20 protein-coding genes are annotated in these 25,571 nt (G+C 45.0%); 10 read left to right on the plus strand and 10 right to left on the minus strand.

The window, feature by feature from the left end; genetic code table 11:
- Positions 1 to 864: 864 nt before the first annotated feature.
- The gene (locus MYF79_RS20830) at positions 865 to 2,259 is read left to right on the plus strand and encodes a right-handed parallel beta-helix repeat-containing protein (protein ID WP_247809738.1); all 1,395 of its coding nucleotides are present in this window, start codon (positions 865 to 867) and stop codon (positions 2,257 to 2,259) included.
- Between the two features lie 221 nt (positions 2,260 to 2,480).
- On the opposite strand, the gene MYF79_RS20835 is transcribed toward MYF79_RS20830, so the two are convergent.
- The 5 genes from MYF79_RS20835 to MYF79_RS20855 all read right to left on the minus strand — a co-directional run bounded on the left by MYF79_RS20835 (position 2,481) and on the right by MYF79_RS20855 (position 5,437).
- Positions 2,481 to 2,813 carry a VOC family protein gene (locus MYF79_RS20835; RefSeq protein ID WP_247809740.1) on the minus strand — a complete coding sequence of 111 codons (333 nt, stop codon included), beginning with the start codon at positions 2,811 to 2,813 and terminating at the stop codon, positions 2,481 to 2,483.
- A gap of 128 nt (positions 2,814 to 2,941) precedes the next feature.
- The gene (locus MYF79_RS20840; RefSeq protein ID WP_247809741.1) at positions 2,942 to 3,514 is read right to left on the minus strand and encodes a Crp/Fnr family transcriptional regulator; all 573 of its coding nucleotides are present in this window, start codon (positions 3,512 to 3,514) and stop codon (positions 2,942 to 2,944) included.
- An 82-nt stretch (positions 3,515 to 3,596) separates the two neighbouring features.
- Positions 3,597 to 3,980 (minus strand): PKD domain-containing protein, encoded by a 384-nt coding sequence (locus MYF79_RS20845; protein WP_247809743.1) that lies wholly within the window; start codon positions 3,978 to 3,980, stop codon positions 3,597 to 3,599.
- Between the two features lie 107 nt (positions 3,981 to 4,087).
- The gene (locus MYF79_RS20850) at positions 4,088 to 4,447 is read right to left on the minus strand and encodes a PKD domain-containing protein (protein ID WP_247809744.1); all 360 of its coding nucleotides are present in this window, start codon (positions 4,445 to 4,447) and stop codon (positions 4,088 to 4,090) included.
- A 234-nt stretch (positions 4,448 to 4,681) separates the two neighbouring features.
- On the minus strand, positions 4,682 to 5,437 hold the full coding sequence (locus MYF79_RS20855; protein WP_247809746.1) for an acyl-CoA desaturase: 756 nt from the start codon (positions 5,435 to 5,437) through the stop codon (positions 4,682 to 4,684).
- Positions 5,438 to 5,782: 345 nt separating this feature from the next.
- Between MYF79_RS20855 and MYF79_RS20860 the strand changes: the two genes are divergently transcribed.
- The 5 genes from MYF79_RS20860 (at position 5,783) to MYF79_RS20880 (ending at position 15,173) form a co-directional block, all read left to right on the plus strand.
- Positions 5,783 to 8,182: an ABC transporter permease gene (locus tag MYF79_RS20860; RefSeq protein ID WP_247809747.1), complete on the plus strand. Its 2,400-nt coding sequence runs from the start codon at positions 5,783 to 5,785 to the stop codon at positions 8,180 to 8,182.
- 145 nt (positions 8,183 to 8,327) lie between these two features.
- Positions 8,328 to 8,918 carry an RNA polymerase sigma factor gene (locus MYF79_RS20865; RefSeq protein ID WP_247809749.1) on the plus strand — a complete coding sequence of 197 codons (591 nt, stop codon included), beginning with the start codon at positions 8,328 to 8,330 and terminating at the stop codon, positions 8,916 to 8,918.
- Between the two features lie 73 nt (positions 8,919 to 8,991).
- Positions 8,992 to 10,146, plus strand: a complete 1,155-nt coding sequence (locus tag MYF79_RS20870; RefSeq protein ID WP_247809751.1) for a FecR family protein — start codon at positions 8,992 to 8,994, stop codon at positions 10,144 to 10,146.
- Between the two features lie 66 nt (positions 10,147 to 10,212).
- Positions 10,213 to 13,542 carry a TonB-dependent receptor gene (locus MYF79_RS20875; protein WP_247809752.1) on the plus strand — a complete coding sequence of 1,110 codons (3,330 nt, stop codon included), beginning with the start codon at positions 10,213 to 10,215 and terminating at the stop codon, positions 13,540 to 13,542.
- 11 nt (positions 13,543 to 13,553) lie between these two features.
- Positions 13,554 to 15,173, plus strand: coding sequence for a RagB/SusD family nutrient uptake outer membrane protein (locus MYF79_RS20880; protein ID WP_247809754.1), 1,620 nt, complete (start codon positions 13,554 to 13,556; stop codon positions 15,171 to 15,173).
- Between the two features lie 76 nt (positions 15,174 to 15,249).
- Here MYF79_RS20880 and MYF79_RS20885 read toward each other — a convergent pair whose 3' ends face one another.
- Genes MYF79_RS20885 through MYF79_RS20895 form a run of 3 tightly spaced genes read right to left on the minus strand, consistent with a single transcriptional unit; the run spans position 15,250 to position 16,819 of the window.
- Positions 15,250 to 15,657, minus strand: a complete 408-nt coding sequence (locus MYF79_RS20885) for a MauE/DoxX family redox-associated membrane protein (protein ID WP_247809756.1) — start codon at positions 15,655 to 15,657, stop codon at positions 15,250 to 15,252.
- The gene (locus MYF79_RS20890) at positions 15,654 to 16,595 is read right to left on the minus strand and encodes a hypothetical protein (RefSeq protein WP_247809758.1); all 942 of its coding nucleotides are present in this window, start codon (positions 16,593 to 16,595) and stop codon (positions 15,654 to 15,656) included. The genes MYF79_RS20885 and MYF79_RS20890 overlap by 4 nt, the downstream gene beginning before the upstream one ends.
- Positions 16,596 to 16,654: 59 nt before the next feature.
- Positions 16,655 to 16,819, minus strand: coding sequence for a hypothetical protein (locus MYF79_RS20895; RefSeq protein ID WP_199655118.1), 165 nt, complete (start codon positions 16,817 to 16,819; stop codon positions 16,655 to 16,657).
- A gap of 620 nt (positions 16,820 to 17,439) precedes the next feature.
- On the opposite strand from MYF79_RS20895, the gene MYF79_RS20900 reads away from it, so the two are divergent.
- Positions 17,440 to 20,523, plus strand: a complete 3,084-nt coding sequence (locus MYF79_RS20900) for a SusC/RagA family TonB-linked outer membrane protein (protein ID WP_247809760.1) — start codon at positions 17,440 to 17,442, stop codon at positions 20,521 to 20,523.
- Positions 20,524 to 20,552: 29 nt separating this feature from the next.
- The gene (locus MYF79_RS20905; protein ID WP_247809761.1) at positions 20,553 to 22,439 is read left to right on the plus strand and encodes a RagB/SusD family nutrient uptake outer membrane protein; all 1,887 of its coding nucleotides are present in this window, start codon (positions 20,553 to 20,555) and stop codon (positions 22,437 to 22,439) included.
- A 171-nt stretch (positions 22,440 to 22,610) separates the two neighbouring features.
- Here MYF79_RS20905 and MYF79_RS20910 read toward each other — a convergent pair whose 3' ends face one another.
- Together MYF79_RS20910 and MYF79_RS20915 are read right to left on the minus strand one after the other, a co-directional pair.
- Positions 22,611 to 22,904, minus strand: coding sequence for an NIPSNAP family protein (locus tag MYF79_RS20910; RefSeq protein ID WP_247809763.1), 294 nt, complete (start codon positions 22,902 to 22,904; stop codon positions 22,611 to 22,613).
- Positions 22,905 to 23,054: 150 nt separating this feature from the next.
- Positions 23,055 to 23,438 (minus strand): hypothetical protein, encoded by a 384-nt coding sequence (locus MYF79_RS20915; protein WP_247809764.1) that lies wholly within the window; start codon positions 23,436 to 23,438, stop codon positions 23,055 to 23,057.
- Between the two features lie 367 nt (positions 23,439 to 23,805).
- Here MYF79_RS20915 and MYF79_RS20920 point away from each other — a divergent pair, with 367 nt between their 5' ends.
- Together MYF79_RS20920 and MYF79_RS20925 are read left to right on the plus strand one after the other, a co-directional pair.
- Entirely contained in the window at positions 23,806 to 24,684 is an 879-nt protein-coding gene (locus MYF79_RS20920; RefSeq protein WP_247809766.1) for a helix-turn-helix domain-containing protein, read from the plus strand.
- Between the two features lie 60 nt (positions 24,685 to 24,744).
- Positions 24,745 to 25,482, plus strand: coding sequence for an SDR family oxidoreductase (locus tag MYF79_RS20925; RefSeq protein ID WP_247809768.1), 738 nt, complete (start codon positions 24,745 to 24,747; stop codon positions 25,480 to 25,482).
- The last annotated feature ends 89 nt before the right edge of the window (positions 25,483 to 25,571 follow it).

The following is a 25,571-nucleotide window of genomic DNA, read 5'->3' on the forward strand; positions in this document are numbered from 1 at the left end:
ATATCCTACCTGGTACCCAGGTGCATCGATCATGAACCCGTCTGCCTCACAAGTCAGCGTAAGATGGATGTTTCTGACAGTAATGATTATTCCTAAGGCATCGTTTACCGGAAATATTAATTGTAGAGATAATCTGTGAAAGGAAAAGCACCTCTTTCTATTTGGTGGCTTGACAAGAGCTCTGACAAGATGACATCAGAGAAGGGTTGACACTGGAAGGTCAGCGACTGCGAACGTATTTTCATAACAGGAAATCTTTCTTTTATTTGAATGCCATAAAAATAGGGCGACGCTCTGTAAAATATGGTCCTCAAATGTTGCAGATTTAGGTAAAAAATGTTTCAGATCTTGGATTTTCGGAACAGTCCCGCCGTTAAAACTCCATTAAGAGGTAAAGCAACAATACTTTAAGGCTGTCAGGCTAAATCATATATCAGACTGCCGTCAGATATCGTATAGGATATTATGCTCTCCATAATAACTGGTGCTCACTATAAAAAATGATTAGGTCCAACAGATATTGACATTCTGTCACGCTGACACTAAATACCCGACCACAAACATTGCCGCTATGGAGGAACCTTATCTCATCTATTCCTGTTTCTGCTTCTTTTTTCCAGAATTTGGAAACAGCGCCTGCTTCATCTGTTATGTAAAATGTTGATTATCAAAATCAAAATACTTTTTTAAAAGACTGGCATTTCATTGGTTTCTTACTGCCGCAAACAAAGAAAAATCCATTAACCGAATACGCCCATGAATAAGATCCGTCGAAATCAGCTGTAATCGCGGATACACCGGGACATATCAAAAAACCTTCTGGGGAACACATCCCCTGTCACCTAAAAAACATATCCTAAAAGAATGAAGAATCGTAATTTTTTCGCGCAATCAGTGATTGCCGCCACTACATTATTGTTTGCTGTAAGCAGTTGTAAGAAAGAAGCCATATTTGATGAGAAACTCGATGCAGGTAACAATCTGGCAATTACCGCCACTACCAACGGAAGAGAATTCACACTTGTCCCTGACGTAAACGGCCGCCTGGTTATTGACAACACCAGCAAAGTATACCAGCCCGGGGACATCATCAGCCTGAAAGGTTCCTTTAAGTCGGTGCAGGCCATCAATCTGAGCGGAGATGCGTCAGCACCTATTACTGTACGCAACCTGACCGGTACCACCGTTACCATTGGAAATCCTGAGTGGAACGGTGGCGCGTACAGTGTTGCCTGTGTATTCTGGAATTGTCACTACATACGTTTCGGCGGACAATCAGGCCAGTCGCAAATTATTATCAGTGGATCCACGCAGGCGGCAAGGGCAGCTTATTATGACCTGCAACTGGGGAACAAGACAGACAATATAGAGGTTTCTAACCTGACCATTCAAAATGGCGGCAACGGTATTGTAGCTAAAACAGACCCGGTGAAAGGGGATGCAACAACTGCTTATCCAAACACCGTTATGAACAACCTGCAGATCCACGACCTGTTGATCAAAAACACTACCAATGAGGCAATGTATATTGGTCATACCGCCACCTACTGGGATCTTACCAGCAACGTTCCTTATTATGGTGCAACATCAGCATTCACGCCAAATCACCAGTATGTACAACCTATCATCTGGCGAAATGTGAAGATCTATAACAATAAAGTGCAGGATATCGGTCTGGATGGTATACAAACTGCCGCTATCGATCAGCTGGAGGTCTACAATAACGAGGTGACCAACTGGGCGATGCAGAAGAATTCATCACACAATGGTGGTATTCTGATCGGCGGCCGTACCACCAACACTAATACACATGATAACTATGTTCACGATGGCTGGGGAGAACTGTGCCAGTTCTATGGCTCGGGAGAAAATGGCGCGACGCACGTTATGCGCAATAACCTGTTCAGGCACACACAACAGGATGGAGTGAGCATGAGAGGGAGCGCTAATGCGATCGTAGAGTTTACAAACAATACAATTGCCTATACCGGCGGGAATAGCCTCCGTATCAATGGGTATACCGGTCAAACCGGCCCGCAGATCATAAATGCGAATGCGTTTATCCGTCCGCTGAACGGAGCAGCTACCATCTATCCTAAGAACTATATCTACCTGGAGGTTGGCGCAGTGGCGAAGGAAGGCGTAGGAGAACTGGAGAATAAGAAATTCCCCACATGGTCTTCAGCGAAGGTAGATGCTATATACTTCCAGCCACTTTCAGGTTCTTTAATGGGAACTGCAGGTTACAGGAAATTATAAAGCTTATCATGCTTGTCGCAACGCGCTAACGGACAAGATGAATACAAATAGAAAAGCCAGTGCCTGATACCAGGTACTGGCTTTTTGCTATAACGTCAGGATCATAATTCACCGATAGACATTGCCTCTGCCTAACCGGCTACCGGATTATTTTGCGGAAGTTGCGTCTCATCCATATAAACGATTTCCCATTGATGCCCGTCCAGATCTTCAAAGCTGTGCTAGTACATCCAGCCATAGTCCTGTGCTTCTGCATAGATCCCTGCGCCGGCCTGCCTGGCTTTGTTGATATATTGCTGTACTTCTTCCTTTGAAGCAGCATCTATTGCTATGAGTACTTCGGTGCTCGTTTTAGTATCACACACCTTTTTGGGCGTAAAAGTGGTGAAATACGCGTCTGTGAGCAGCATAGCAAAGATGTTATCGCTGATGATCATACAGCCGGCTTTTTCATCAGTAAACTGGGGATTGAAACTAAATCCGAGGGTTGAAAAAAAATCGATCGACTTTGCAAGATCCTTAACCGGAAGATTGATAAAAATTTTTGTTGCCATTGTTTGATGTTTTTGTACAACAAAACTAGAACGGCTATCAGGTCTTCCCCTTTACAAATGTTGAGGGGCCGGCAAAAAATGGAGCATTTGCTCAACATATGTTGAGTGATCCTGTAAGTTTTACCTCCTTATTTATTGGCAAAGAAGATGCGGCTCATTTGGGTAGGAGTAATTCCGAGGTAAGAGGCGATCTGGTGTTTTTTTATGCGGTTGATCAGATGCGGATACTTTTTGACGAAATCATCGTACCTGTCCCTGGCAGTATTCTGACGGAAGCCGATTTCCTCGGGTTCCTTTTCCAGGATCCAATGACGTTCCATATAGGCGATATAAAAAGCTGCGATGTCCTTGTATCGTTCCGTGAGCCGTTTAAACTCCCGGAAATCGTACTCCCAGGCAACTGTATGCTCGATAGCCTCGATACTGGTTATACTGGGCGACTCACTTAACAGCGAAGTAGTGGAAGCGGCAAAATAGCCTTCTGAAAAGAATCGTTTTATAAAGGTGTTACCGTCATCTGCAAGAGAATACTGGCTAAGCAATCCTTTGCAAACAAAGGCCACTGTGCGGGCTGTTTCGCCCTGGCGCACCAGGTAATCTCCCTTATTAAACCGGCGGCTGCGCAGGATCTTGACCCAGGCCAGTTCCGATTCGTTGCTAAGAGTGGTATATTCAGCGATCTTCTTGAAAAATTCTTCCATAGCTGCTCTTTTTCGCAGTGCTAATTTATTCAAAAGATCCGGGAAATATTGGCCCCCACCATCGCTGATGTGGGCCAATTGATCAAGGTAATGTAATAACCACTTCTTTCGTCACCACAAACACCTCTCCTGTTACATACGTCAAAGTAAGTGTAACCGTATAGGTACCAGGTTGATAGAAATGGTTAACCAGCGGACGAGCATTCAAGGCAGGCGCTGATCCGTCACCAAAATCCCAGTCGATATTGCTAACCTGGCTCAGGTCGGCAGGTATGGGCGTGGTAATCCAGATTGTAGCATACTGTATCAGCGGATTGGTACCCCATAAGGTAGTTACACGGTACGTAAATACCGGATCCGGTACGGCTTTCGGAGCCACTGATCTTACAGTGGGCTCTACATAGGCATTTGCATTTAGGCCGATACCGGTAAGTACTACAAGGATTAATAACAAGGATCTTTTCATTTGATTTGGTATTTGGTTAAACTGTTTTGTAATCCGGAAAATAGATGACAGGAGTTAATACAAGATGTGAATTGTTCCTGGTTGAATGTATGTCAACCATGTTTAATCTAAGGTTCAATGGGTGTAACAACAACCTGCTTTGTGATTGTAAATGTCTCACCGCCTACATAGGTTAATGTAAGTGTAATGGTATAAGTACCCGGCTGATAGTAGTGACCTGTAACCGGACCGCCATTTATTACAGGAGCAGAACCATCACCGAAGTCCCAGTTAATGTTGGCAATCTGATCCCTGTCGCCGGGACCTGGATTTGTGAGGAAAACAGAAGCGTGATAAAGCGTAGTCGAAGCCACTATCGTGGTTACGCGCACGTCAAACGTGGGTGTGGGCACTTTTGCATTACCGGTCTTTGCGTACATGCCAATGCTGACAAGTACCGCAAGAATCAACAACAATGATCTTTTCATTTAAAATGGGGATTTTGGGTAACAGAATATTGTATATCGACCTGAAAATAAAGGAGGATAGTTAATACCAGAAGTTAAAATACCGCAGTTGAGTGTATGCACTCACAAACTGATTACAGGAACTGCCAGACGTGGTGGATCCTGTAAATTGCAGGCTATTTGTAAAGCCATACAAAAAAGGAAAGATCGGGGCATTGCTGCCCCGATCTTTCCTTTTTGTATTTAAAGCATTACCTAGTGAGCAATAGCCGGTCTAAAACCTTTATGTCTCACAAGCCTGATGATTTTTAGGAAGGAGAATAAACGAACTACATAATATACAGGATCAATCTCATACCAGCGACGACCAAAATTAACAGCAGCGGGATGCTTATGGTGATTGTTATGATAAGACTCACCCAACATAAGTACATCCACAAATAGCAAATTCATCGCCGTATTTTTCAACCTGAAATTAATGTAGCCATACTTATGTGCAAACCAGTTAACGATCGCCCCATGGAAAGCACCCATTGTAATAACGATCGGCAATAGCAAATACAGCCAAGGGCTTGTCGCAAACACTACAAAAAACAAGACGTAGAGCGCCACCCAGAACAGCCTTGAAAAACTACCATTGGCAAACCGATCAAAGCGGTCCCAGGAAGGAAGATTTTTGCTGTACCGCTCGTCCACTTCCATTCTATGATGTAAAATGTCCTGGTATACCACTCTTGTGTGCCACATCATCGAGAAAATATTGGACGAATTTGACGGAGAATGCGGATCAAGGGGCGTATCAGTGTGCGCATGATGGAGCCTGTGCATGATGCCATATGTCCTGGGGCTCATATATGATGAGCCCTGCGTGATATATGCGACAATAAAAAAGAAGCGTTCCCATCCTTTACTCATCGTAAAGGCGCCATGGGCCGCATATCTGTGCTGGAAAAATGTTTGCGAGAACAATGACAGATACCAGATGGAAATAAAAAAGATGGCAATGACCATATAAGAGATTCTTTTGAAAGACGCTGGAAATAAATCTCAAATATGCTGTTGGATAGATGGAAATACGAAGCGTGATCTAGTGAAGTAATAAGGCGAAGTTAACCCTTTTTATGTTAAGGAAACGATAATGCAATAAATACCACCTAACTTATCATGGTCTTTATCAGCAATATATAATACTATTAAACACTATCCTATATTGAACAATTGTTGTATCAAAACCGAACACATTAAATATTGTTCAATTTATATATTATTTACTACCATTATCACCAGGCCGGTGGCACCATTATTGGGCCTTGGAGCATGCATGCTATCCTTGTGCAACGCTAATATCATATCTCTATGTTAAAGAATTATTTAAGATCGGCATGGCAAAATTTACGCAGCCATAAAACATATGTAGCGATTAATACCATCGGCTTAGCGGTAGGTATTGCCGCCTGTCTGCTGATCTTCTTATTAATTCAATACGAAACAGGTTTTGATACCTTCCATAAACGTAAAGAGCGCATCTACAGAATTGTAGCGGCAACCAAAACTCCGGAGGGAATGAACTATTCAGAAGGTAGTGCCTTCCGTTTGGCAGAAGGCCTGCGAATAGATTATCCGCAGCTGGAAAGCGTTACCCGCGTATATGCACGCCGTGAGAAGCAGATTACCTTGCTAAATGATAACGGGGCTACGTTGCAAAAGAAATTTAAAGAAAATGTGCTCTATGCGGAGCCCGAATTTTTCGACATATTCAATTTTCCCTTCCTTGCAGGTAATCCCAAAACGGCCTTATCAGCACCTAATACTTTGGTGCTTACACAGGCCAAGGCAGAAAAATATTTCGGAGACTGGCATACAACCATCGGCAAGCTCATTAAGTTTGACAACGAGCAGGTTTTCAAGGTAACAGGTATCCTGAAAAATGCGCCCGTCAATACCGATTTTCCTCCGCAATTTGTCCTTTCTTTCAAATCTGCTGAGCGGGAGGACATTTTAACTGACTGGGGAAGCCAGGACGGGTCTTTAAACACATTTGTAGTACTTCCCGAAAACATGCCGCCACAGCAATTTGATAAGGACCTTAAAAGTTTTGTAAAAAAGAATGTCCCTGCTGAATTTGCAAACCATGGCTATATATTACAACGATTAAGCGATATACACTTTGAAAGCCGGTTCGGTACCTACAGCGGAAAAACATTCAGCAAAAAATTGATCGCCGCCTTAAGCCTGATCGGGATATTCCTTTTGATCATTGCATGTATAAACTTCATAAATCTTGCTACTGCCCGGGCTGTAAACCGTTCAAAGGAAGTGGGTATAAGGAAAGTATTGGGCAGCAGCAAAAGACAGTTGGTCGTTCAGTTCTTGAGTGAGACCTGCCTCATTACACTTCTTGCTGTAGTCATCGCCATAGGGATAGCATTACTTGCATTGCCGCCGCTTAACCAGCTCTTACAAACGATGGTAAAGATACAGGCCGACCTTCCCCTACTCATATTTTTATTCTCCCTCGTTATAAGTGTTACCTTTTTATCAGGCTTCTACCCCGCAATTATTTTATCAGGATTTAGTCCCATTAATGTGCTGAAAAATAAATTTACCGGTAGGACCACGACGGGGCTTTCTATGAGAAGAGTCCTGGTCATTTTCCAGTTTGCTGTTGCACAAGCATTGATCATCGGTACGTTAATTGTTGTGCGCCAGATGAATTTCTTTCAAAATGCTTCAATAGGCTTTGATAAAGCGGCCATCGTTACAGTGCCCATACCTAATGACAGTGCGCGCCTGTCCAAAATGGATGTATTAAAAACACAATTGATGCAGCTGGCGGGAATTGAAAATGTGAGCTTAAGTGCGTTTAGCCCCATGGATAAAGCCGGCTGGGATAGCGATTTTAAATTTGACAACGCCTTAAAAAAATCAGACTTCAGAGCCGACTTTAAATGGGCAGATGCTGATTACTTTAAAACATACAATATTCAGTTCATCGCGGGTGGACCATATAGCCAGGCAGACACGGTAAATGGCTTCGTGGTAAATGAAAGAATGGTGAAAAAATTAGGTTTCAAAAAACCTGAAGATATTATTGGAAAAAAGATAGATTTCTGGGATGGAAGTATGGTTGCACCTGTTGTTGGTGTAGTAAAAGACTTTAATGGCAGCTCCCTGGCAAAAGAAATGACGCCTGTTGTGCTGGGTTCACACAAACTGATCTACCGTTTAATTAACGTAAAAATACAGCCGCAAAATGCAGGTCAAACGTTGGTAGCAATAGAAAGGCTCTGGAACAATATGTATCCTGATTTCATATATGAGTACCAGTTCCTCGACGACAAGATTGCCAGCTTTTACAAACAGGAACGCCAGCTCTCACAATTGTTTAAAATATTTTCGGCCATAGCCATATTAATTTCCTGCCTTGGCCTGTATGGCTTTGTCTCATTCATGGCCGTACAGCGTACAAAAGAAGTAGGCATCAGAAAGGTGCTGGGTGCTTCCGTGTTTAACATTCTTTATTTAATCTCCAGAGAATTCACCGTTCTTATTGGCATAGCATTTTTATTGGCAGCCCCGATCGCCTATTACGTGATGCATAAATGGCTGCAAAACTTCGCCTACAGGATAAACATTGGCCTGGGTATATTCTTACTCACCATTTTTATTTCCCAGATCATCGCCTGGCTTACTGTGGGCTACCAGGCAATAAAGGCTGCTCTTGCAAATCCGGTCAAGAGTTTGAGAGCGGAATAGAGGCGGTATGCCGTTCTCGTAATTTGCATAGTGATTGATCACAAAAATTAAACATAGCAATCCACTATCAGTTTTCATCAATTCACTATCAGGTTAGTTGCTGTTTTTTTGATACTTTGGAATCATTACCCTTGAATTCCAGTTATTGATTAACGTAGCAGACTTCCACGATGAAACCGGACTCCTGAGAGGATTGTCCGCCGGCGATCAGGCAGCCTTTAAAGCGCTGTATGATAAATACCACCATGCGCTATACCGCAAAACACTGCAAATACTTCGTTCCTCTTCGGAAACCGAAGATGTCATCCAGGAGGCATTTATTACACTCTGGGAGAAACGCAACGAGATTGATACAACCAGGCCATTAGGCCCCTGGCTTTTCACCGTTACCTTTAACCGTGCCATCAACCACCTCAAAAGGCAGTTGCGTGAAAAAAGCAAAGCGGCGGAAGCCACCCTGGAACCTGTTACCGATAATGATTTCCTGACTGTTGAAAAACAGTGGAACTTACTGGAAACGGCTATCAGCCAGCTATCCCCGCAAAAAAGACGTGTATTCCAGCTGTGTAAAATGGAAGGCCGCACATACGAAGAAACTTCTCAGCTGATGGGCATTTCCAGGTATACCGTAAAGGAATACCTGGGGGAAGTGATGTATACCCTAAGGGAATATGTACATCAGCATGTAAGTCACGATACTACCCTCCTTCTTTTCCTGCTGATGTATATTCTTTAAAAAAAATCTCACCTCCTACCCCCCCCTTTTATTATTACCGGTTGTATATACTATAAATAAAGGCTCCCAGGCATTGAAAAGCGATCAACAAAGACTAAAAGAGATCCTATCCTCCCCGCAGCGCAGTGCGGAAGATGAACAGTGGCTGCAGTCGTACCTGGAATCTACAGACGCTACGGAACTCCGCGAGCTGGCGGCCGATATTTTCCAGGATCACCTGCAGCAGGATAAGCGTCTCTCGCCGGATACCTCCACACGCATGTGGGATAAGATCCGGCAGCAGGTGGACATTACAGCAACACCCGTATTACGCCCTTACCGGAAATACCGGTGGATGGCCGCAGCGGTGCTTGTCCTTGCAGCTTTAACTTATCCGCTACTGCGAAAATCGCAGCCTAAGCCCTTCCTTGCAGCCGCATCTACTATAAAACCTGGCGGTAACAAAGCGGTATTGACGCTTGCAAATGGCGCCAAAGTACTCTTAACCGATACCGGCAACCAGGTGATCAAAGCCGGGAACCTGGCCATTCAACAAAAGCAGGGCAAGTTGGAATATGAAGGAGAGGCCCACGAAGCCAATGCATTTAACGAGCTTACTACCCCCCGCGGTGGCACGTTCCAGGTGAGTTTCCCTGATGGCAGCCGTGTATGGCTCAATGCGGCATCATCAATTAAATACCCCTTAAAGTTTGAGGGCAATCGAACCGTCATACTGACCGGACAGGCATACTTTGAAATTGCGCCCGATCCGGGACACCCGTTCATCGTAAAAGTCGGTGAAATGGAAGTACGGGTATTGGGAACCAGCTTCGACATCATGGCCTATAAGGACGAACAGGTAGTGAATACCACCCTGGTAAACGGAGCAGTGAAAGTGCTACAGGGAAATACATCTGCCACCCTTCACCCGGGACAACAATCAACACTGAACCCCGCCAACGGGAAAATGGAAATAGCCATTGCCAACCTGGAAAATGTACTGGCCTGGCGTAACGGAAAATTTGAACTGGAAAATACCGGCCTGCCAACTTTCCTTCGACAGCTATCAAGATGGTACGATATAGAGATTGCCGTCGAGGCGCCGGCAGAAGAAGTTGCCGCTAAGAAATTCGGGGGCCAGATAGGCAGAGATATGGATCTGCATGACGTCATAAAAATACTGGATCTCTACGGAGTTGCCTGCAAACTTGAAAACAGAAAACTTACCGTGCTCTCCGTTCATTCCTAAACAACCAAAAATCAGCAGCACCCAATGTAAAATCAACGATAGCCCATCACTAAATTCCACTAATCTATGCATCTGTATCACTTCATCAGAGCACCGCGTACAGCGGCGCCCAAGGCCTCGTTTCGCCATCATCGGCAATCGATTGCCGACAAACATGGCCATGAAAAACGAATAAGATCATCCGGGATGATGCGCTTCGCTCCCATCCTCCTGCTGCTGGCATTGATGAATATCTGTGTAAGCGGCGTTTCCCAGAACATCACTATTACTGCCAAAAATGAACAGTTAAAACCAGTGCTGAAAAAAATTGCCAAACAGGCGGGCGTGTATGTGGTATATGAAGAAAAAGAACTGGTCAATATTGCGCCTGTATCCCTACAGGTGAAAGATGTTGCGCTAAAACAAGCACTGGACCTATGCTTCAAAGACCAGCCACTGACCTATAGCATCATCGACAAAACAGTAGTGATAAAGAAAAAGGACCCCGCCAGAGAGAATTTGTCATCCGTGTCTCCTAAGCAACAGCAGCAAAAATTACTCAGGGTGTTGGGACGTGTCCTGGAAGCCAAAGATCCTCCCGGCCCCCTGGTAGGCGCAACCATTAAAATGAAAGACGCCAATAAAGGCGCCACGACAGATAAAGACGGGGTCTTCGAGCTATCTGTACCCAAAGGCAGTACACTGGTGGTATCTATGATCGGTTATAAACCACAGGAATACATTGTGAACGATGAGCAGCCCAACCTGATCGTCTCCCTGAGAGAAGACCTTAAAACCCTGGACCAGATCGTGGTAACGGGCTTCGGCACGCAGAAGGTGAAAAATATTGCCAGCTCTGTGAGTGTGGTCAATATGGATAATGTGAAAAACAAACCTGTTGCACAGCTCTCACAGGCGCTTCAGGGGGGCGGTACCGGCATCGTGGTGTCTCAATCCACCGGGCTGGTAGGTAGTGACCAGGCAAATATCCGGATCCGCGGCGTAGGCACACTCCTGAATGCAGCACCGCTGGTACTGGTGGATGGCGTACCCTTCGACATGAATAACCTGGACCCCAATACTGTTGAAAGCATCACAGTATTGAAAGATGCAGCTTCAGCCTCCATGTACGGGGCCAGGGCCGCTAATGGCGTGATTATCATTACCACCAAACGCGGTGTTGCCGGGGTGCCCAACATTGAATACAACGGTTATTATGGCATTCAACGCCCGCAGTATATGCCCGACTTTGTCGATGCGGCCACCTGGATGGAAATGAACAATGAAGCGATGAGGAATTCCGGCGGAAATCCTATCTACAGCGACTCTACCATACTCATGACACGCAATGGCAAGGATCCGGTCAAATACCCTAACACCAACTGGCCCGATCTGGTATTACGCAGGACCATTCCCATACAACAACATTCTATCCTCGTTTCCGGTGGTAATACTGCAGCAAGGTTCTCACTGTCCATCAACCAGACATGGCAGCAGGGACATGTGAAAAACTCCGACTACAGTCGTACTACTGTGCGCGCCAATACCACCGTAGACCTGATGAAGAACTTCTTCATCTATATGGACCTCTTTGCTTCACGTAATGTGCAGAACCAGCCCTATGCCACCAACAGGCTGACCACTGACATCTATCGCCGCGTATACACCGTACCACCAAATATCATTTCCAAATACCCCGGCAAAGCAGATAATCCCGACTATACATACTATGGGGTCTATGGCGAGAGCTGGAACCCTGTGGCAATGCTGGAAAAAGGCGGTACCCTGAGCAAAACAAGGGATGAGGCGTTGCTTAACATACGCCCCCAATGGAATATTCTGCCGGGGCTGAGCCTGAAAGGCCAGGCCAGTTACCGTGTAGCTTCGGGGCTCGACAAGGCAGACCAGGAATCTTACATCTTCTTCGATTACTATACTAATCGCACCGCTGGCGTAAACTATCCAACCGTAAAAACGGCTACACTTACAGCCCGGGAAAACTACCTGTATTTTGGAGGCAACCTGGACTACAACCATGATTTCGGAAAACATAACGTAAACGCTATTGCTGGTTATACGCAGGAACTACGCACTTATGATTCCTGGAAAGATGTGGCCCTCCGTTCCCTGTTTGCAAAGGCATTTTATACCTACGATGGTCGTTATCTGTTTGAAGCCGGCCTGCGCCGCGATGGTTCTTCCCTCTTTGGCGATGGCAAAAAATGGGGCGTATTCCCTTCCGTTGCTGCAGGCTGGAATATTGACAAGGAAAATTTCTTCCATGTCAAGTTCATCGACGCCTGGAAACTCAGAGCTTCCTGGGGAGTACTGGGCAATAATAATGTAGACCCCTACCTCTACCAAACAACCATCGACGCAGGTAATGGCACAGAAACCGTAATTGGTAACCGCAACCTGAGCTGGGAAAAGGTAAAGGAACTGAATGTTGGGACCGACCTGCATTTCAAAGCTGGTATCAGCGTTACTGCTGAGTGGTACGACAAACTGACCACTGACATGATCATTACGCCACAACCCAATTACACTTCGGCTACCGGTATCGGCTCCAGCAACGGAGGGGCTCCTGTTAACATAGGTAGCGTCAGGAACCGGGGACAGGAGATCAAGATATCCTATCACACATCATTAGGCAGGGACTTCACTTTCGACGCAGGTATAGGTTACAGCAAAAATAAAAGTAAAATCATGCGCCTGATCGGGAACGGTCAGCCCATCATCAGCGGCAATACCATTCTGTATGAAGGCGGCGCTTTAAAGGAGTATTACGGCTATGCCACGCAGGGATTACTACAGCAAACTGATATAGATAATACCAAGGTCCTTAAATTGAGCGGCCAGGCAGCAGGCGATGTACACTTTCTAAATGCCAATGGCGATACCATTATCAACAACCTCGACCGTGTACCATTAGGCAATACAGAACCAACAGACGTCTTCTTCTTCAATCTTGGTGTCAATTTTAAAGGCCTGGACTTCCAGACCTTGTTTTCGGGGGAATCCGGCGCTTCCTTATTCTACGCCGGCAACCTGGCCATACCATTGAACATCGGTGGAGAAAGCGGTACGCCACAAAAGTCACAGCTGGATTACTGGACGCCACAGCACACGAACGCCTCCCGTCCGCGGCTGACGCCTACACCAGGCACGAATGCAAACTTCTCTGATTTCTGGCGTGTAAACGGCAGATACCTGCGTGTCAGATATATACAGCTAGGCTATACACTTCCCGCTCCTTTGGCCCGAAAATTAAGAGCCAAAATGCTGCGGGTATACTTCAACGCACAAAATGCATTCACCTTCTCGAAAGTAAAATTGTTTGACCCGGAAAGTGCCGGCGATCAGAATACCGTGCCTTTATTGAAAGCATACACTTTCGGTCTTAACCTTAAATTCTAAAAAACAGTGTTATGAAACCAATTCATAAAACATTGGCCGCTCTGCTGACATCAGTCCTCCTCTGGGGCTGTTCCAAAGACTACCTCAACAGGGACAATCCTACTGCTACTACTGATGAAAAATGGTGGCGACTGGAATCTGACCTCTTCAACTACCTGGAAGTGATCTATAATAACCAGATGTCGCCCGGCGCCCTGCTCACATCTTCTACCTACCAGGCAAACTGCCGTATTCATATGAGCGGGATTACAGACGAATCAGTATTTCGCGCCAATTTCGGTAGCTGGAACAGTTATCCGCTGGGAGCAGTGACGGCAACAGATGGCTACCTTTCAGATACTTATCGTCAGAATTATAAGGACATCCGTAATGCTTCCCGTATCCTGGAAAACTACTCCCGTGTCTACATGGAAAATGCTGTGGTAAAAGAGCAACGTGCAGCAGAGGCAAGAGCGCTGCGGGCAAGGGCACACCTTAACCTGTTCCTTTTCTTTGGCCCTATACCTATTGTGCGTAAAAGCCTGGACACCGACGAAGGTGCATCTGTGCCACGCAATACGCAGGAAGAAGTAGTGGATTTTATTGCTACCGAATTGGATTCCGCCGCAGAGATATTACCCGCATCCTATCCAAGCAGTGATGCCTACCGTATTTCAAAAGGCGCCTGTTATGCCATGGAGGTACAGTTATTCCTCAGCATAAAAAATTATGAAAAGGTGATAGCATATGCCAGGAAACTTATCGCCCTGGGAGTATATGACCTGCACTACAGCGGTTCTTCCGCTGTGAACAGTTATGCGCAACTGTTTACCTACGATGCACTGGAAAACAAGGAACGTATCCTCTTCCGCCGTACCGGTAACTCAGGCGCATTCTTCCGGCTGGCGCCCAAAAGCCTGTCGGGACAGGCTTGTAATGGTCCTACCGCTGCCATGGTAAACACTTACGAAACATTGCAGGGCCATACCTTACAAGAGCTGGGAACCGACAGCCTGACCTGGTACTGGAAAAATCCCCTTTATAACAATAACAGGGATCCCCGCCTGGCAGCCAGTGTTCTCTTCCCCGGACAAACGTTTGTAAACCGCCTGCTGGATCCCTTCACCGCCGGTTCTGTAGACCAGCTCGGGGCAACACAATCTACACAAACCGGCTTCTGGGTAAAGAAATACCTTGATGCCAAAGATGTGTCCCGCAACAATGCCGGTACATTGAATTTCATGATCATCCGCTACGCGGAAATATTACTGAGTTATGTAGAAGCGCTGGTAGAATCGGGCGACTGGCAACATCCGGACGTGCTGTTATATCTCAACAAGATCCGTAACAGGGCGGGCATGTCCAATGTAAATACCGATGTATATAATACACAGGAAAAAATGCGGGAGCTATACCGCCGTGAAAGAAAAGTTGAGCTGGCATTTGAAGGAACCCGCCTCTTCGATATACGCCGCTGGAAGATAGGAGAAGAAGTACTGAAAGGACCGGTAATGGGCGCTATTAATCCCAACACTAACAAACCGGTAGTTGTTGAAAACAGGATATTCGATCCGGAACGCGACTACCTCTGGCCTATTCCACTGGTAGAGATCAATGGCAACCCGGCAATGAAACAGAATCCTAAATGGTGATAATACCATATAAAGAAAAAATCCGCTCTGGTAGCGGATTTTTTCTTTATATACAATTATATCTGAAAGCGGACTATTATGACTTGTTGCTTAGCAATACACCTGCTCCGGATATGACTGTAAAGCAGATATTAAACGCGATATGTACAGGATAAGGCATTTTTCCCAGGATGCCTCCACAGGAACAGGGAATGTTCGTAAAAAAGAAATACAGGGTAGACAGGTAAAGACTGAACATTGCCATTACAAAAAAGGATAAAAAGAAGGCTGCTTTTCTTGTACCAGGAAAAGCCAGTAATATCACTATCAAAAACTCGGTACCTAATACGACAGGCGCCAGCAGGTTCTTGTCATATTTTACGAGCAGGGGCGATTTACTCATATCTGACAGGAAAAGCGGGTAATCCATGGCTTTGAAAATAGCCGCATAGGTGAACAACATTGAGATGAGGATCACAATAACAGTGATGATATGTTTTTTCATTTTTTTGTCAGCTTAAAAAGAAGAATGTTATTTTCATAAGCAGCGATCAGGGTATCTGCGGATTTTACCATTTGCAGTACGGGCTTCCCCTGATACCCCGGGAACCTGAAACTACTTTCGTAACGCCCGCTCTGCGCATTATATACATCCACTACGGGCCCTCTGTAATTACTTTTTATCGCATCCTGGGACAAGACATAGGAAAGTACATACAAATGCGCTTCATCGGCAGTAGCAGTGGAATTGACGATAATAGATTTGCTGGACCTTGTATATATATTGCCCGTTGGAACGGCAATATTGGACGGAGGTGTATTATCAATGGTATGTATCAGTTTAACATTATGATGCTCGCTATCATATTGTATGATCTCCGAATTATAAAAAGAGATGTAATACTGATGATAATTATTGCTGGTGTAAAAGCCATCCGCCGACAATCCGCCGTCTTCAAAGCGGGAAAACTCATAAATGGTGCTATCCAGCGCAGGTGTATTAAACTTCCGCAGTTTCAGTTGTGTAAGCTTTTTACTGGTATCGTAACTCGTTTTCAGATAATAGGCCGTGTTCCTGCCCGGCCCATAGGTAATGACGTTCTTTTCACTGTCATCGAAGATATAGAAGGTATTCGTGTCAATCTCCAATCGGGTCACTATTCCGTTATTACTATAGAATGAATCTATCTTTTTAAATTCAGTGTTGTATCTGAAGATCGTTTTTTTGCTGTATACATATCCATAGATATTTCCCTGAGCGGCTTTCATGATAGACACTCTTCCGGGAAAAAGAACAGTATCTATGGGTTGCAGGGTGAAGGTGTCATAGTTCCTTTTGTAGTTTGTGGTTATTCTGTCGGGTTCAGCTTCTTTGGCAAGGATATATGTAATGACGATAGCGCAGCACAATAGCGCTGATAGTATCAGTAGATCTCTTTTCATAAAGATAAGGCTGCAAGGGCAGCCTTACACCTTTTAAATTTAATGGAATAGCAATTCAATCAGGGGCAGATCTGTACTTTGATGCCCCATGCACCGGTAGAATTACATTTCAGATCTGGTTCACAATGGCAGTACGCAATTGCTTTGGATTGATTTGCCTTCACGGCAACAGCTACAGTAGTGCCTACAACGAGCACCAGCAGCAGAACAGCTAATTTTTTCATGGCTTATTTTTTGGGTTAAAAAACTGTAATAGTGAATACTACAGGGTTACATAAGTGAAGCTAAGGAATACTTTTTGATTTTACAATATTAGTAATGATAATATTTTTGAATGCCTCACATAAACGTAATATTAAAAAACGGCAGACTACCACAAAAAACCAATGGAGCAAAATCAGGCTATTGATGGTTTGCCAGGTTTAGTCCTTAACGAAAGAACACCGGCTTGTTAAAATTTGCTAAAAACATGTCATTATCTGTCCATCATTAACGTCAACTCTTAAGTAAGTTAGCAAAGATATTCGGAGAACTAACAGAACAACCAAAAATCAGTTAAGTACTTACCAGCATCAAAAGGATTTATACCTAGATTATACACTTGTGGCAGCCCGATTCAGATTCAGATCTATATTTAAAGTATAACCAGAAAGGACCGTACTATTCCCAGGTACATCCGGCTTGTAAGCATTGTAATAATTAATGACAATTAAATAGTCTCCTGTTGTTTCCTGCGTCCGTAAAAAGACGCCGTGGCATTGCTATTGATTCACCCGGACGTTCAGGAGCCTTACAGCATTTTTTGGGATCACACCGTGTATTATACCTCACCTCAATTCATATTATGCAAAGAAAATTGACCAAACCTCCCTTTACGCCCCTGCTATGCATTCTGTTTTCCGCATACAGCTTTCATCTGCAGGCGCAAAGCCAACCAACAAAAGATTCAGGATATATAACTGGCAGGGTCGTCACTGATGAAAGCGTCCCTATTCCAGGTGCCACTATTCAGCTAGTAAACAGCAGGCATGTTACCAATACAAATGAAAACGGTGTATTTCGCGTCCATCGCACAGATAAGGATTCCGCCATCCAGGTATCACATATCGGGTTTGTGACACAGGTAGTGCCCTTCAGCGGTGCTGGCAGCATTATTCTGAAAACATTGTCTAATGATATGAATGAAGTGGTTGTGGTGGGTTATGGTAAACAAAAGAAGATCTCCCTGACCGGCTCTATTGCCAGTGTGGGCACCAAAGAACTGAAACAAAGCCCGGTTGCCAATTTAAGCAACGCCCTGGCCGGCCGTTTGCCGGGCCTCGTCACGCTGCAAAACAGTGGAGAACCAGGTTATGATGCATCCGCGCTCTGGATCAGGGGTATGGCTACATTCACCGGGAGCCAGACACCGCTGATCCTGGTAGATGGCGTAGAGCGTTCTTTCTCGGGCATTGACGCCAACGAGGTAGAAAGTATCTCCATATTAAAAGATGCCTCCTCTACCGCCGTATATGGGGTTCGTGGGGCAAATGGCGTAGTGCTGGTCACCACCAAACGGGGTATGAAGTCAAAGCCACAGATCAACTTTACCCTGCAGGGTGGTTTACAGGAACCTACCCGCCTGCCGGAGTACCTCGACGCTTATGATGCATTGAAACTATACAGGGAGGCCCTGATCAATGATGGTCAGAACTATGCCATGTATACAGACGAATACCTGAATAAATTCAGGGACAGGTCACATCCGGCCTACAAGTATTTGTACCCTAACGTAAACTGGCTGCATGAACTGCTGAAACCAACAGCCCCTATGTATTCGGGTAACTTAAACGTATCGGGAGGTAATGATTTCGTGCGCTATTTCACGTCCATCTCCTACCTCAGGCAAAGTGGATTGTATAAATATGCCAACTTATCTGATTATAATATCCAGGCCCTTAATAACAAATACAACTTCCGCTCCAACATTGACCTGAACATCACAAAGAACCTGAGTATGGAGTTAAACCTGGGGCAGATCGTCTATGACAACAATTACCCGAATGTAGGCGCATCAGCGCTGTTTGCAGATATGCAGGCAATTCCCCCCTACCTCTATCCGATGCAGAACCCGGATGGTACCGTTGCATATCAATCCGCCAAACCTTACAATCCATTTGGCCGCCTCACGCAGGGCGGGTATCAGCGCAATTTTGAAAACACCTTGCAGGCAACTACCGGATTCAAACTGAACCTTCCCTGGATCACCAGGGGCTTAAGCACAAGGGCAAGGTTATCATTCGACTCTTACAATTTCAGGAACATTACGCGGTCGAAATCTTATTATACCTACAAATGGTCCATAGCAGATGACCAGGCCACCGATCTGTCGACCGGCACCTATACAAAGGTGACCGATGGTTCCAACAACCTTAGCTATGATGTGTCGGCCAACAGTAACCGCCGTACACAGGTAGAGCTCTACCTTAACTATGACCGCACCTTTGGTAAACATGCCGTCACAGCCATGGTACTTTACCAGCAACAGACCTTTTTCGATGCCGTCTCCTCCGGCAATGCCATCAATGGTCTTCCCTACAAGTATAATGGCCTGATCGGCAGGTTAACATATGCCTATAATTCCAAAATATTCGGTGAAGTCAATTTCGGATATAATGGTTCCGAAAACTTTCCTGCCGGCAAGCGCTATGATCTGTTTCCGGCCGTATCTGCGAGTTATGTTATTTCTGAAGAACCTTTCTTTAAAAATAATGTCTCCATTATCAACCTGCTGAAAGTACGAGCTTCTGCAGGTAGCGTCGGCAATGACAAAATAGGTGGCCAGCGCTTCCTTTACCAGAGCACCTGGGCACTGAACGGATCAGGTTACCAGTTTGGCCGCAATCATGATGGCTCCTCCTATGGTGGCGTAATTGAAGACAGGACCGGCAACATGGCGGTGACCTGGGAAAAAGCCAATAAATACAACGCGGGTATCGATCTGGAAATGTTTGGCAACGCACTATCCTTCTCCGGAGATGCATTCTACGAGTCAAGAAGTAATATCTTAGCCACGCCAGGCACCATTCCAAGTATGATCGGTATCGCGAATCTGCCCTACGTGAACCTGGGTAAGGTACAAAACAAAGGATTTGAGCTATCCATGGAATACCGCAAAAACTACCGGCGGGCCGGCTACTTCCTGAAGGCTAACTTCTCCTACAACGTGAACCGCATTATAGCAATGGACGAGCCCTCCTATTCCGGCCATACCTATCAGCGACACACCGGACGCGCTATAGACGATCAATACGGATATGTAGCCCTTGGCCTCTTCCAGTCGCAGGACGATATCAACAAAAGTCCGGATCAATCCTCGTTCGGCGCCATTCAGCCAGGCGATCTGAAATATAAAGATATGAACAGCGATGGGGTGGTCAATTCCCTGGATCAGACCTACCTGGGCAAACGCTCAGTACCTTACAAGATCGCCGGTATAGCGCTGGGTGCAAATTTTCATTCCTTCGATATCAGTATGCTCTTCCAGGGCGGATTTGGCGGGCATACCTGGTTCACCGGACCGCGTATGTGGCCATTCTCGGGTGATGCAGGTGTATTATCAGATATAAAAGACAACTACTGGACACCGGAACATACAAATGCTAAATACCCGCGCTTGTCTTACGCTGCAAATCAAAACAATGACCAGAACTCAAGCTGGTGGCTTTACAGTTCAAACTACCTGCGATTGAAGAACCTGGAGATCGGATATACGCTTCCAAATAACACCTCAAGACTGGTGGGTATCCGGAGTTTAAGGCTATTTGCCAATGGCCTGAACCTGGTTACATGGGATAAGATTAAAATATTCGATCCGGAAACACCAAACGATTCGGGTAACTATCCACAAATGCGTGTTTTCAACGCCGGCTTATCCGTGGGACTATAATGCGTGGGATCACTTTAAATACTACTATCATGAATATATTAAACGATATATACCGGTGCATTGCCATTACACTGACAACTGCCACCTTTTTCGCTACTACCTCCTGTAAAAAATTCCTTGATGTAGTTCCTTCCGAACTGGTCACCTCAGACCAGGTATGGGGCAATATCAATAACGCCAATGGCGTCCTGGCGAATTTATATACCAAGATGCCCGGATGCCTGACCGACGGCTGGACGAATGAGATCTGCGCAGCAACGGATGAGTGCTTCCATCACTGGGGTGCAGGTTATTACCCGCTTTATTATAATACCGGCGCCTGGAATGCCGCAAATAATCCTTACGACATATGGGCAGATGCCTACCAGAAGATCCGTCAATGTAACCTCTTCCTGGAGAATATTGACAAGGTGCCTGTACCGGAGAATCAACAGTCTTATTATGCCACTGTGCTTCCCCGGTATAAAGCAGAAGTAAGAGTGCTGCGCGCACTGTTCTACTTTGATATGTTCAAACGTTACGGTGCTGTACCAATACTTACCCGCTCTTATGCCGCATCAGAAGCGGGGGCGCTGCAAATCCCCAGATCACCGGCTGATACTGTCGCAAATTTCATTGTGACGGAATGCGAAGCAGCCGCAGACATCCTGCCTTTGACATATCCGGATGGCGACTTAGGCCGAATCACTAAAGGAGGTGCACTCGCCCTGGCGGCCAGGACCCTGGCATATGCAGCCAGCCCCTTATTTAACGGCAACCCGCTGTATAAGGATATTAAAAACCAGGATGGTACACCCTTATTCAGTCAGGCTGCTGACAAGGAAAAATGGAAGCGGGCAGCTGATGAGGCGCTGAAGGTACTTAACCTCAACCAGTACAGCCTAAATACCGTTGCAGGCGATCCTATCAACAGCTATGCGAAAGTGTTCAATACACGTAACTGGGATGAAATCATCCTGGCTAAGCAACAGGGTAACAGCAAGAATATAGAAATGGAATGTCTGCCCTATGGAGGCTGGTTCGGTGGCTGGGGCAAGTACAGCATATTGCAGGAATTTGTGGATGCCTATGAGATGGATAACGGGTATCCTATACATTACCCATCATCAGGATATGATTCAGTAGGTACCTGGTCGGGCGATATTTTCGGGGCTGATGGCTATAGTGAAAATGTACATTTGGACAACATTTCAAAGATGTACAAAAATCGTGATCCGCGGTTTTATGCCACAGTCAGCTTCCAGGGTAGTAAATGGGCCACCAATCATACCCAGAATACGCCTGTATGGATGTCCTGGTGGGGCGCCAATGGCGGTACATCACAAGGCTGGCCCAAATCTACAGGTACTTATCCGGTATCTGGTTATAATCCGCGGAAATGGATTGCGCCCGAAGTTGACATGCTGAACTACTGGACATCCCCGGATGCAAAACGGAATGATCCGGTGATACGCCTTCCGGAGATGTACCTCATATATGCGGAAGCGCTCAACGAATATAACCAGGGCCCTACTTCCGACGCATTCAATGCCATTAATAAAGTACGTGCCAGGGTAAATATGCCTGCTTTGCCGATCATTCCGGAAGACAATACAATGGACGGCTTCCGTGCGCGTGTACAGAATGAAAATCGCGTTGAGTTCGCATTCGAGAGCCATCGTTTCTGGGACGTAAGGCGCTGGCTGATCGGTACAAGCGTCGATAACGGACCGGTTCATGGTTTAAATGCCCGTCCAACCGGTCAGGAGCTGCAATCCTCAGGATACGATGTGAACAGTAAAGAAGCGGGATTATCAGTTTTCTACAAGCGCATCGTCATACAGACGCGCGTATTTCAGCCAAAGCATTATCTTTTCCCGATACCACAAACTGAAATCGAGGTAAATCATCAGCTGGTACAGAATTATGGTTGGTAAGATTGTCTGCTAAAGTCAATGACCAGTGCGTTGATATGCACTGGTCATTATTATGTTCTGACGTATTTTGATGTTGAATATTATGGAAGGAAAGAAACAAGACGATCACCAGCCGGTTCCAGGCGGAGAAACCGGCTATATTCCAACAGGTATAAAACCTTCGCTCCTGGATTACCAGACCTTGTATATTTCTCTCGAACCGGTTAAATACAGTTCGTGATAACCTTCCATTTTTTCTTTCATTTTCTGCATCTTCTCTTCGTTTTTGACTAACTCCTCCCAACTCTTATCATAAGCCGTAAGGTTATCATATTTGCTGACCATAATGACCCTGTTAAACTGACCGGTCATATCTGTCAGTATATTGACCACTTCCGGTTCTTCACCCATGACCTCTTTGAACAGTTTAGCCAGCTTGGAGGCATTGCCAGGTTTGCAGACGAAGATGTCGTGTACTAAGATCATAGTCGATATTTTACTAAAAGTTAAGTCCTTTTTATCAGACTGCCATATGTATACAAACAAGCATCTCAGTCGCTACAAAGGGTATTAAAAATTATTGCAATTGGGGAAACACGGCAATCACAATCCTTGTTGCTGTGACCGTAAATACCTTTACTTTTTCCTAAAAATAAAAGCCAAAACAAAAATAAGGATAATAGAAAGTATCGTATAAACAATAAGATATATTCCCCCTCTCTTTACCTTACCTTCATCATACTTTGCCATCCTCAAATCTTGGGGCTTCACCAGGTATGCAACAATCAGAAAAAGCGGTAGCAGAAAAAATCCCATCTTCAAATATTTGGTTGTTCGATCATCATCTTTGTTTAGAGGTAGTACCTCATCCACTTTATCCAGCAGTATCAGTATTTGAAAAACATGCATATAGATCAAAAATACGACAGCGCATAATGCGCTAAAATAAGGCGTGCGATCAGACGTACCTTTAGAATAATATCTATAAAATAAAAACATCGTAAACTTCAGGAGTCTCATACATTCTTCTGGTTGTGTATATTAACGATTATCATCTTAATACTACTCTCCAAAATCAATCTTATGGCTGGCAATTACGGAAATATTGCCAAGGCCTCATTAAGTAAACGTCTGAGCCCCGGCAAAACACGCCCATTCCCGGAGATGTAAACAATAAATGGGGATGTAAAGCAAAATATGAATTTCCACACGCTATTCTGTTAATACCCCGTTAATAGTCAGAACAAAGTGGCTTTCATCAAGCCCGTTTAGTTTCCTAAATTTCCTGCTCCCTCATAAGGGCAGCAGACCAGGCAAGTTCACTCATCCAGCGAACATTTATTCCATATGACATATCTTTGCAGGTAACACTGACAATTGATAAGCAATGCAACAAACCAAAGGATTACTGAGTAAGTTTAAGCATCACAATAAATTACCGCTTACCCTGAACGAAAACTGTAAAGTTGCCGTTCCTGAAGATATCTTGCAGATCTTCCTTCAGCCACATAAGCTGGGCTTTTATTACTTTGTTTTTATGGATGAGGGTAGGGCCACTTATCATGCGGATTTACAGGATATCACCCTTTCCGACAGCCAGATGATCTGTGGCTTTCCCAACCAGGTCTTCTATAATTCTCCGAAAGATAAAAACAACCGGTACAACAACTTCGGATTTGATGAATCCCTTTTAACGCTTTTGCCGCAGTCCTACCCTTTTTTGCTCAATCCGTTAAATGCTAACCTTGTCAATTTTGACCCCGCTTCGAAACAAAGAGTAAAAACTATCTTTAGCATTCTATTCCAGGAGATTCATTCACCTGACAAACAAAAAAACATAGAAGTCATCTTAGCCTATCTAAATATCCTCTTATTCGAGTTTAACAAGGCTTACTTCCGGGATGCTGATAAGGAAATTGTTTCCAACTCAAGATTATCAAAATATATAGAATTTAAACTCGCTGTGGAGGCGCACCTGACAGAGCAACATGATGTATATACCATCGCTGAAAAGTTGTCGCTGACCACCAGCAGACTGTATGATATTGTAAAGGAATTCTCTGGTGTTTCGCCCAAAGAATGGATCACAAACCGGTTGATACAGGAAGCCCAACGGAAACTGCAATACTCAGATCTTTCGGTAAAAGAACTGGCTTATGAACTGGGCTTTAATGATCCTGGTTATTTCTCCCGGCTTTTCAAAAAAAGCACGGGAAAGAGCGTCAGTACTTTCCTGACAGATCTACGTGATTTGTCCCATAAATAGAAAGATTTGTCCCTGTCATCCATTTTTCCGCTTACTAGTTTTGCTTCAAATGATAAAAAAATGAAGTCAGCACTAGTAACCGGAGCCAATAAAGGCATTGGATTTGAAGTAGCGAAACAACTCGCTCAAAATGGATACTTCGTTTACCTGGGTAGCCGTAATATGGAGAACGGTTTATCAGCAGCGCAGCATCTTAGATCTCAGGGTCTGGAAAATATCACGGCCTTACAACTGGATGTCACTCAGCAGGCATCTGTCGATGCAGCCCTTAAAACGATAAGTGAAAAAACTGCTATGCTGGATGTATTGGTGAACAACGCCGGCATTTCAGGCGCTTTTCAGCAATCTGCGCTCGATTCTACCGTCGATCAGTTCAAAGAAGTGTATGAGACTAACCTCTACGGTGTGATCCGTGTTACGCAGGCATTTATTGGTTTGCTAAAAAAATCTCCCGAACCACGTATTGTGAATGTGAGTACCAGTATGGCTTCCCTGGCATTGGCCGCAGACCTGGCTAATAGCAACTATCCAACCAGGTATGTGATGTACCAGTCGTCTAAAACAGCCCTGAATATGTACACAATTAACCTCGCATACGAACTCAGGGATACCCTTTTTAAGGTAAATGCAGTTTGTCCCGGATGGACTCAAACCGATTTTACCAACCATCAGGGAACAAGTACCCCCGAGCAGGCTGGAGCACGAATTGTTAAATACGCTATGATTGGTCAGGACGGGCCGACAGGGAAGTTCTTTAGTGAAGAGTACTTTCCGGCGCCTCAAACATGCCCCTGGTAGAAAAAAGGGGGCCAGGCATAAGTTCATTAACCGACCAGGAACCTTCCCTGGAAATATGACAGAGACAGAAGGAACCGTCTCCCCGTCGT

The organism is Chitinophaga filiformis, from assembly GCF_023100805.1.
Taxonomy (GTDB): Bacteria; Bacteroidota; Bacteroidia; order Chitinophagales; family Chitinophagaceae; genus Chitinophaga; species Chitinophaga filiformis_B.

Coding starts and splice junctions, on each gene's coding strand:
- MYF79_RS20845 (WP_247809743.1), bottom strand. CDS start 3,980: ATGAAAAGATCCTTGTTATTAATCCTTGTAGTACTTACCGGTATCGGC.
- MYF79_RS20895 (WP_199655118.1), bottom strand. CDS start 16,819: ATGAAAAAATTAGCTGTTCTGCTGCTGGTGCTCGTTGTAGGCACTACT.
- MYF79_RS20900 (WP_247809760.1), top strand. CDS start 17,440: ATGCAAAGAAAATTGACCAAACCTCCCTTTACGCCCCTGCTATGCATT.
- MYF79_RS20920 (WP_247809766.1), top strand. CDS start 23,806: ATGCAACAAACCAAAGGATTACTGAGTAAGTTTAAGCATCACAATAAA.
- MYF79_RS20890 (WP_247809758.1), bottom strand. CDS start 16,595: ATGAAAAGAGATCTACTGATACTATCAGCGCTATTGTGCTGCGCTATC.
- MYF79_RS20835 (WP_247809740.1), bottom strand. CDS start 2,813: ATGGCAACAAAAATTTTTATCAATCTTCCGGTTAAGGATCTTGCAAAG.
- MYF79_RS20840 (WP_247809741.1), bottom strand. CDS start 3,514: ATGGAAGAATTTTTCAAGAAGATCGCTGAATATACCACTCTTAGCAAC.
- MYF79_RS20915 (WP_247809764.1), bottom strand. CDS start 23,438: ATGAGACTCCTGAAGTTTACGATGTTTTTATTTTATAGATATTATTCT.
- MYF79_RS20875 (WP_247809752.1), top strand. CDS start 10,213: ATGCATCTGTATCACTTCATCAGAGCACCGCGTACAGCGGCGCCCAAG.
- MYF79_RS20905 (WP_247809761.1), top strand. CDS start 20,553: ATGAATATATTAAACGATATATACCGGTGCATTGCCATTACACTGACA.
- MYF79_RS20850 (WP_247809744.1), bottom strand. CDS start 4,447: ATGAAAAGATCATTGTTGTTGATTCTTGCGGTACTTGTCAGCATTGGC.
- MYF79_RS20885 (WP_247809756.1), bottom strand. CDS start 15,657: ATGAAAAAACATATCATCACTGTTATTGTGATCCTCATCTCAATGTTG.
- MYF79_RS20855 (WP_247809746.1), bottom strand. CDS start 5,437: ATGGTCATTGCCATCTTTTTTATTTCCATCTGGTATCTGTCATTGTTC.
- MYF79_RS20830 (WP_247809738.1), top strand. CDS start 865: ATGAAGAATCGTAATTTTTTCGCGCAATCAGTGATTGCCGCCACTACA.
- MYF79_RS20880 (WP_247809754.1), top strand. CDS start 13,554: ATGAAACCAATTCATAAAACATTGGCCGCTCTGCTGACATCAGTCCTC.
- MYF79_RS20925 (WP_247809768.1), top strand. CDS start 24,745: ATGAAGTCAGCACTAGTAACCGGAGCCAATAAAGGCATTGGATTTGAA.
- MYF79_RS20910 (WP_247809763.1), bottom strand. CDS start 22,904: ATGATCTTAGTACACGACATCTTCGTCTGCAAACCTGGCAATGCCTCC.
- MYF79_RS20860 (WP_247809747.1), top strand. CDS start 5,783: ATGTTAAAGAATTATTTAAGATCGGCATGGCAAAATTTACGCAGCCAT.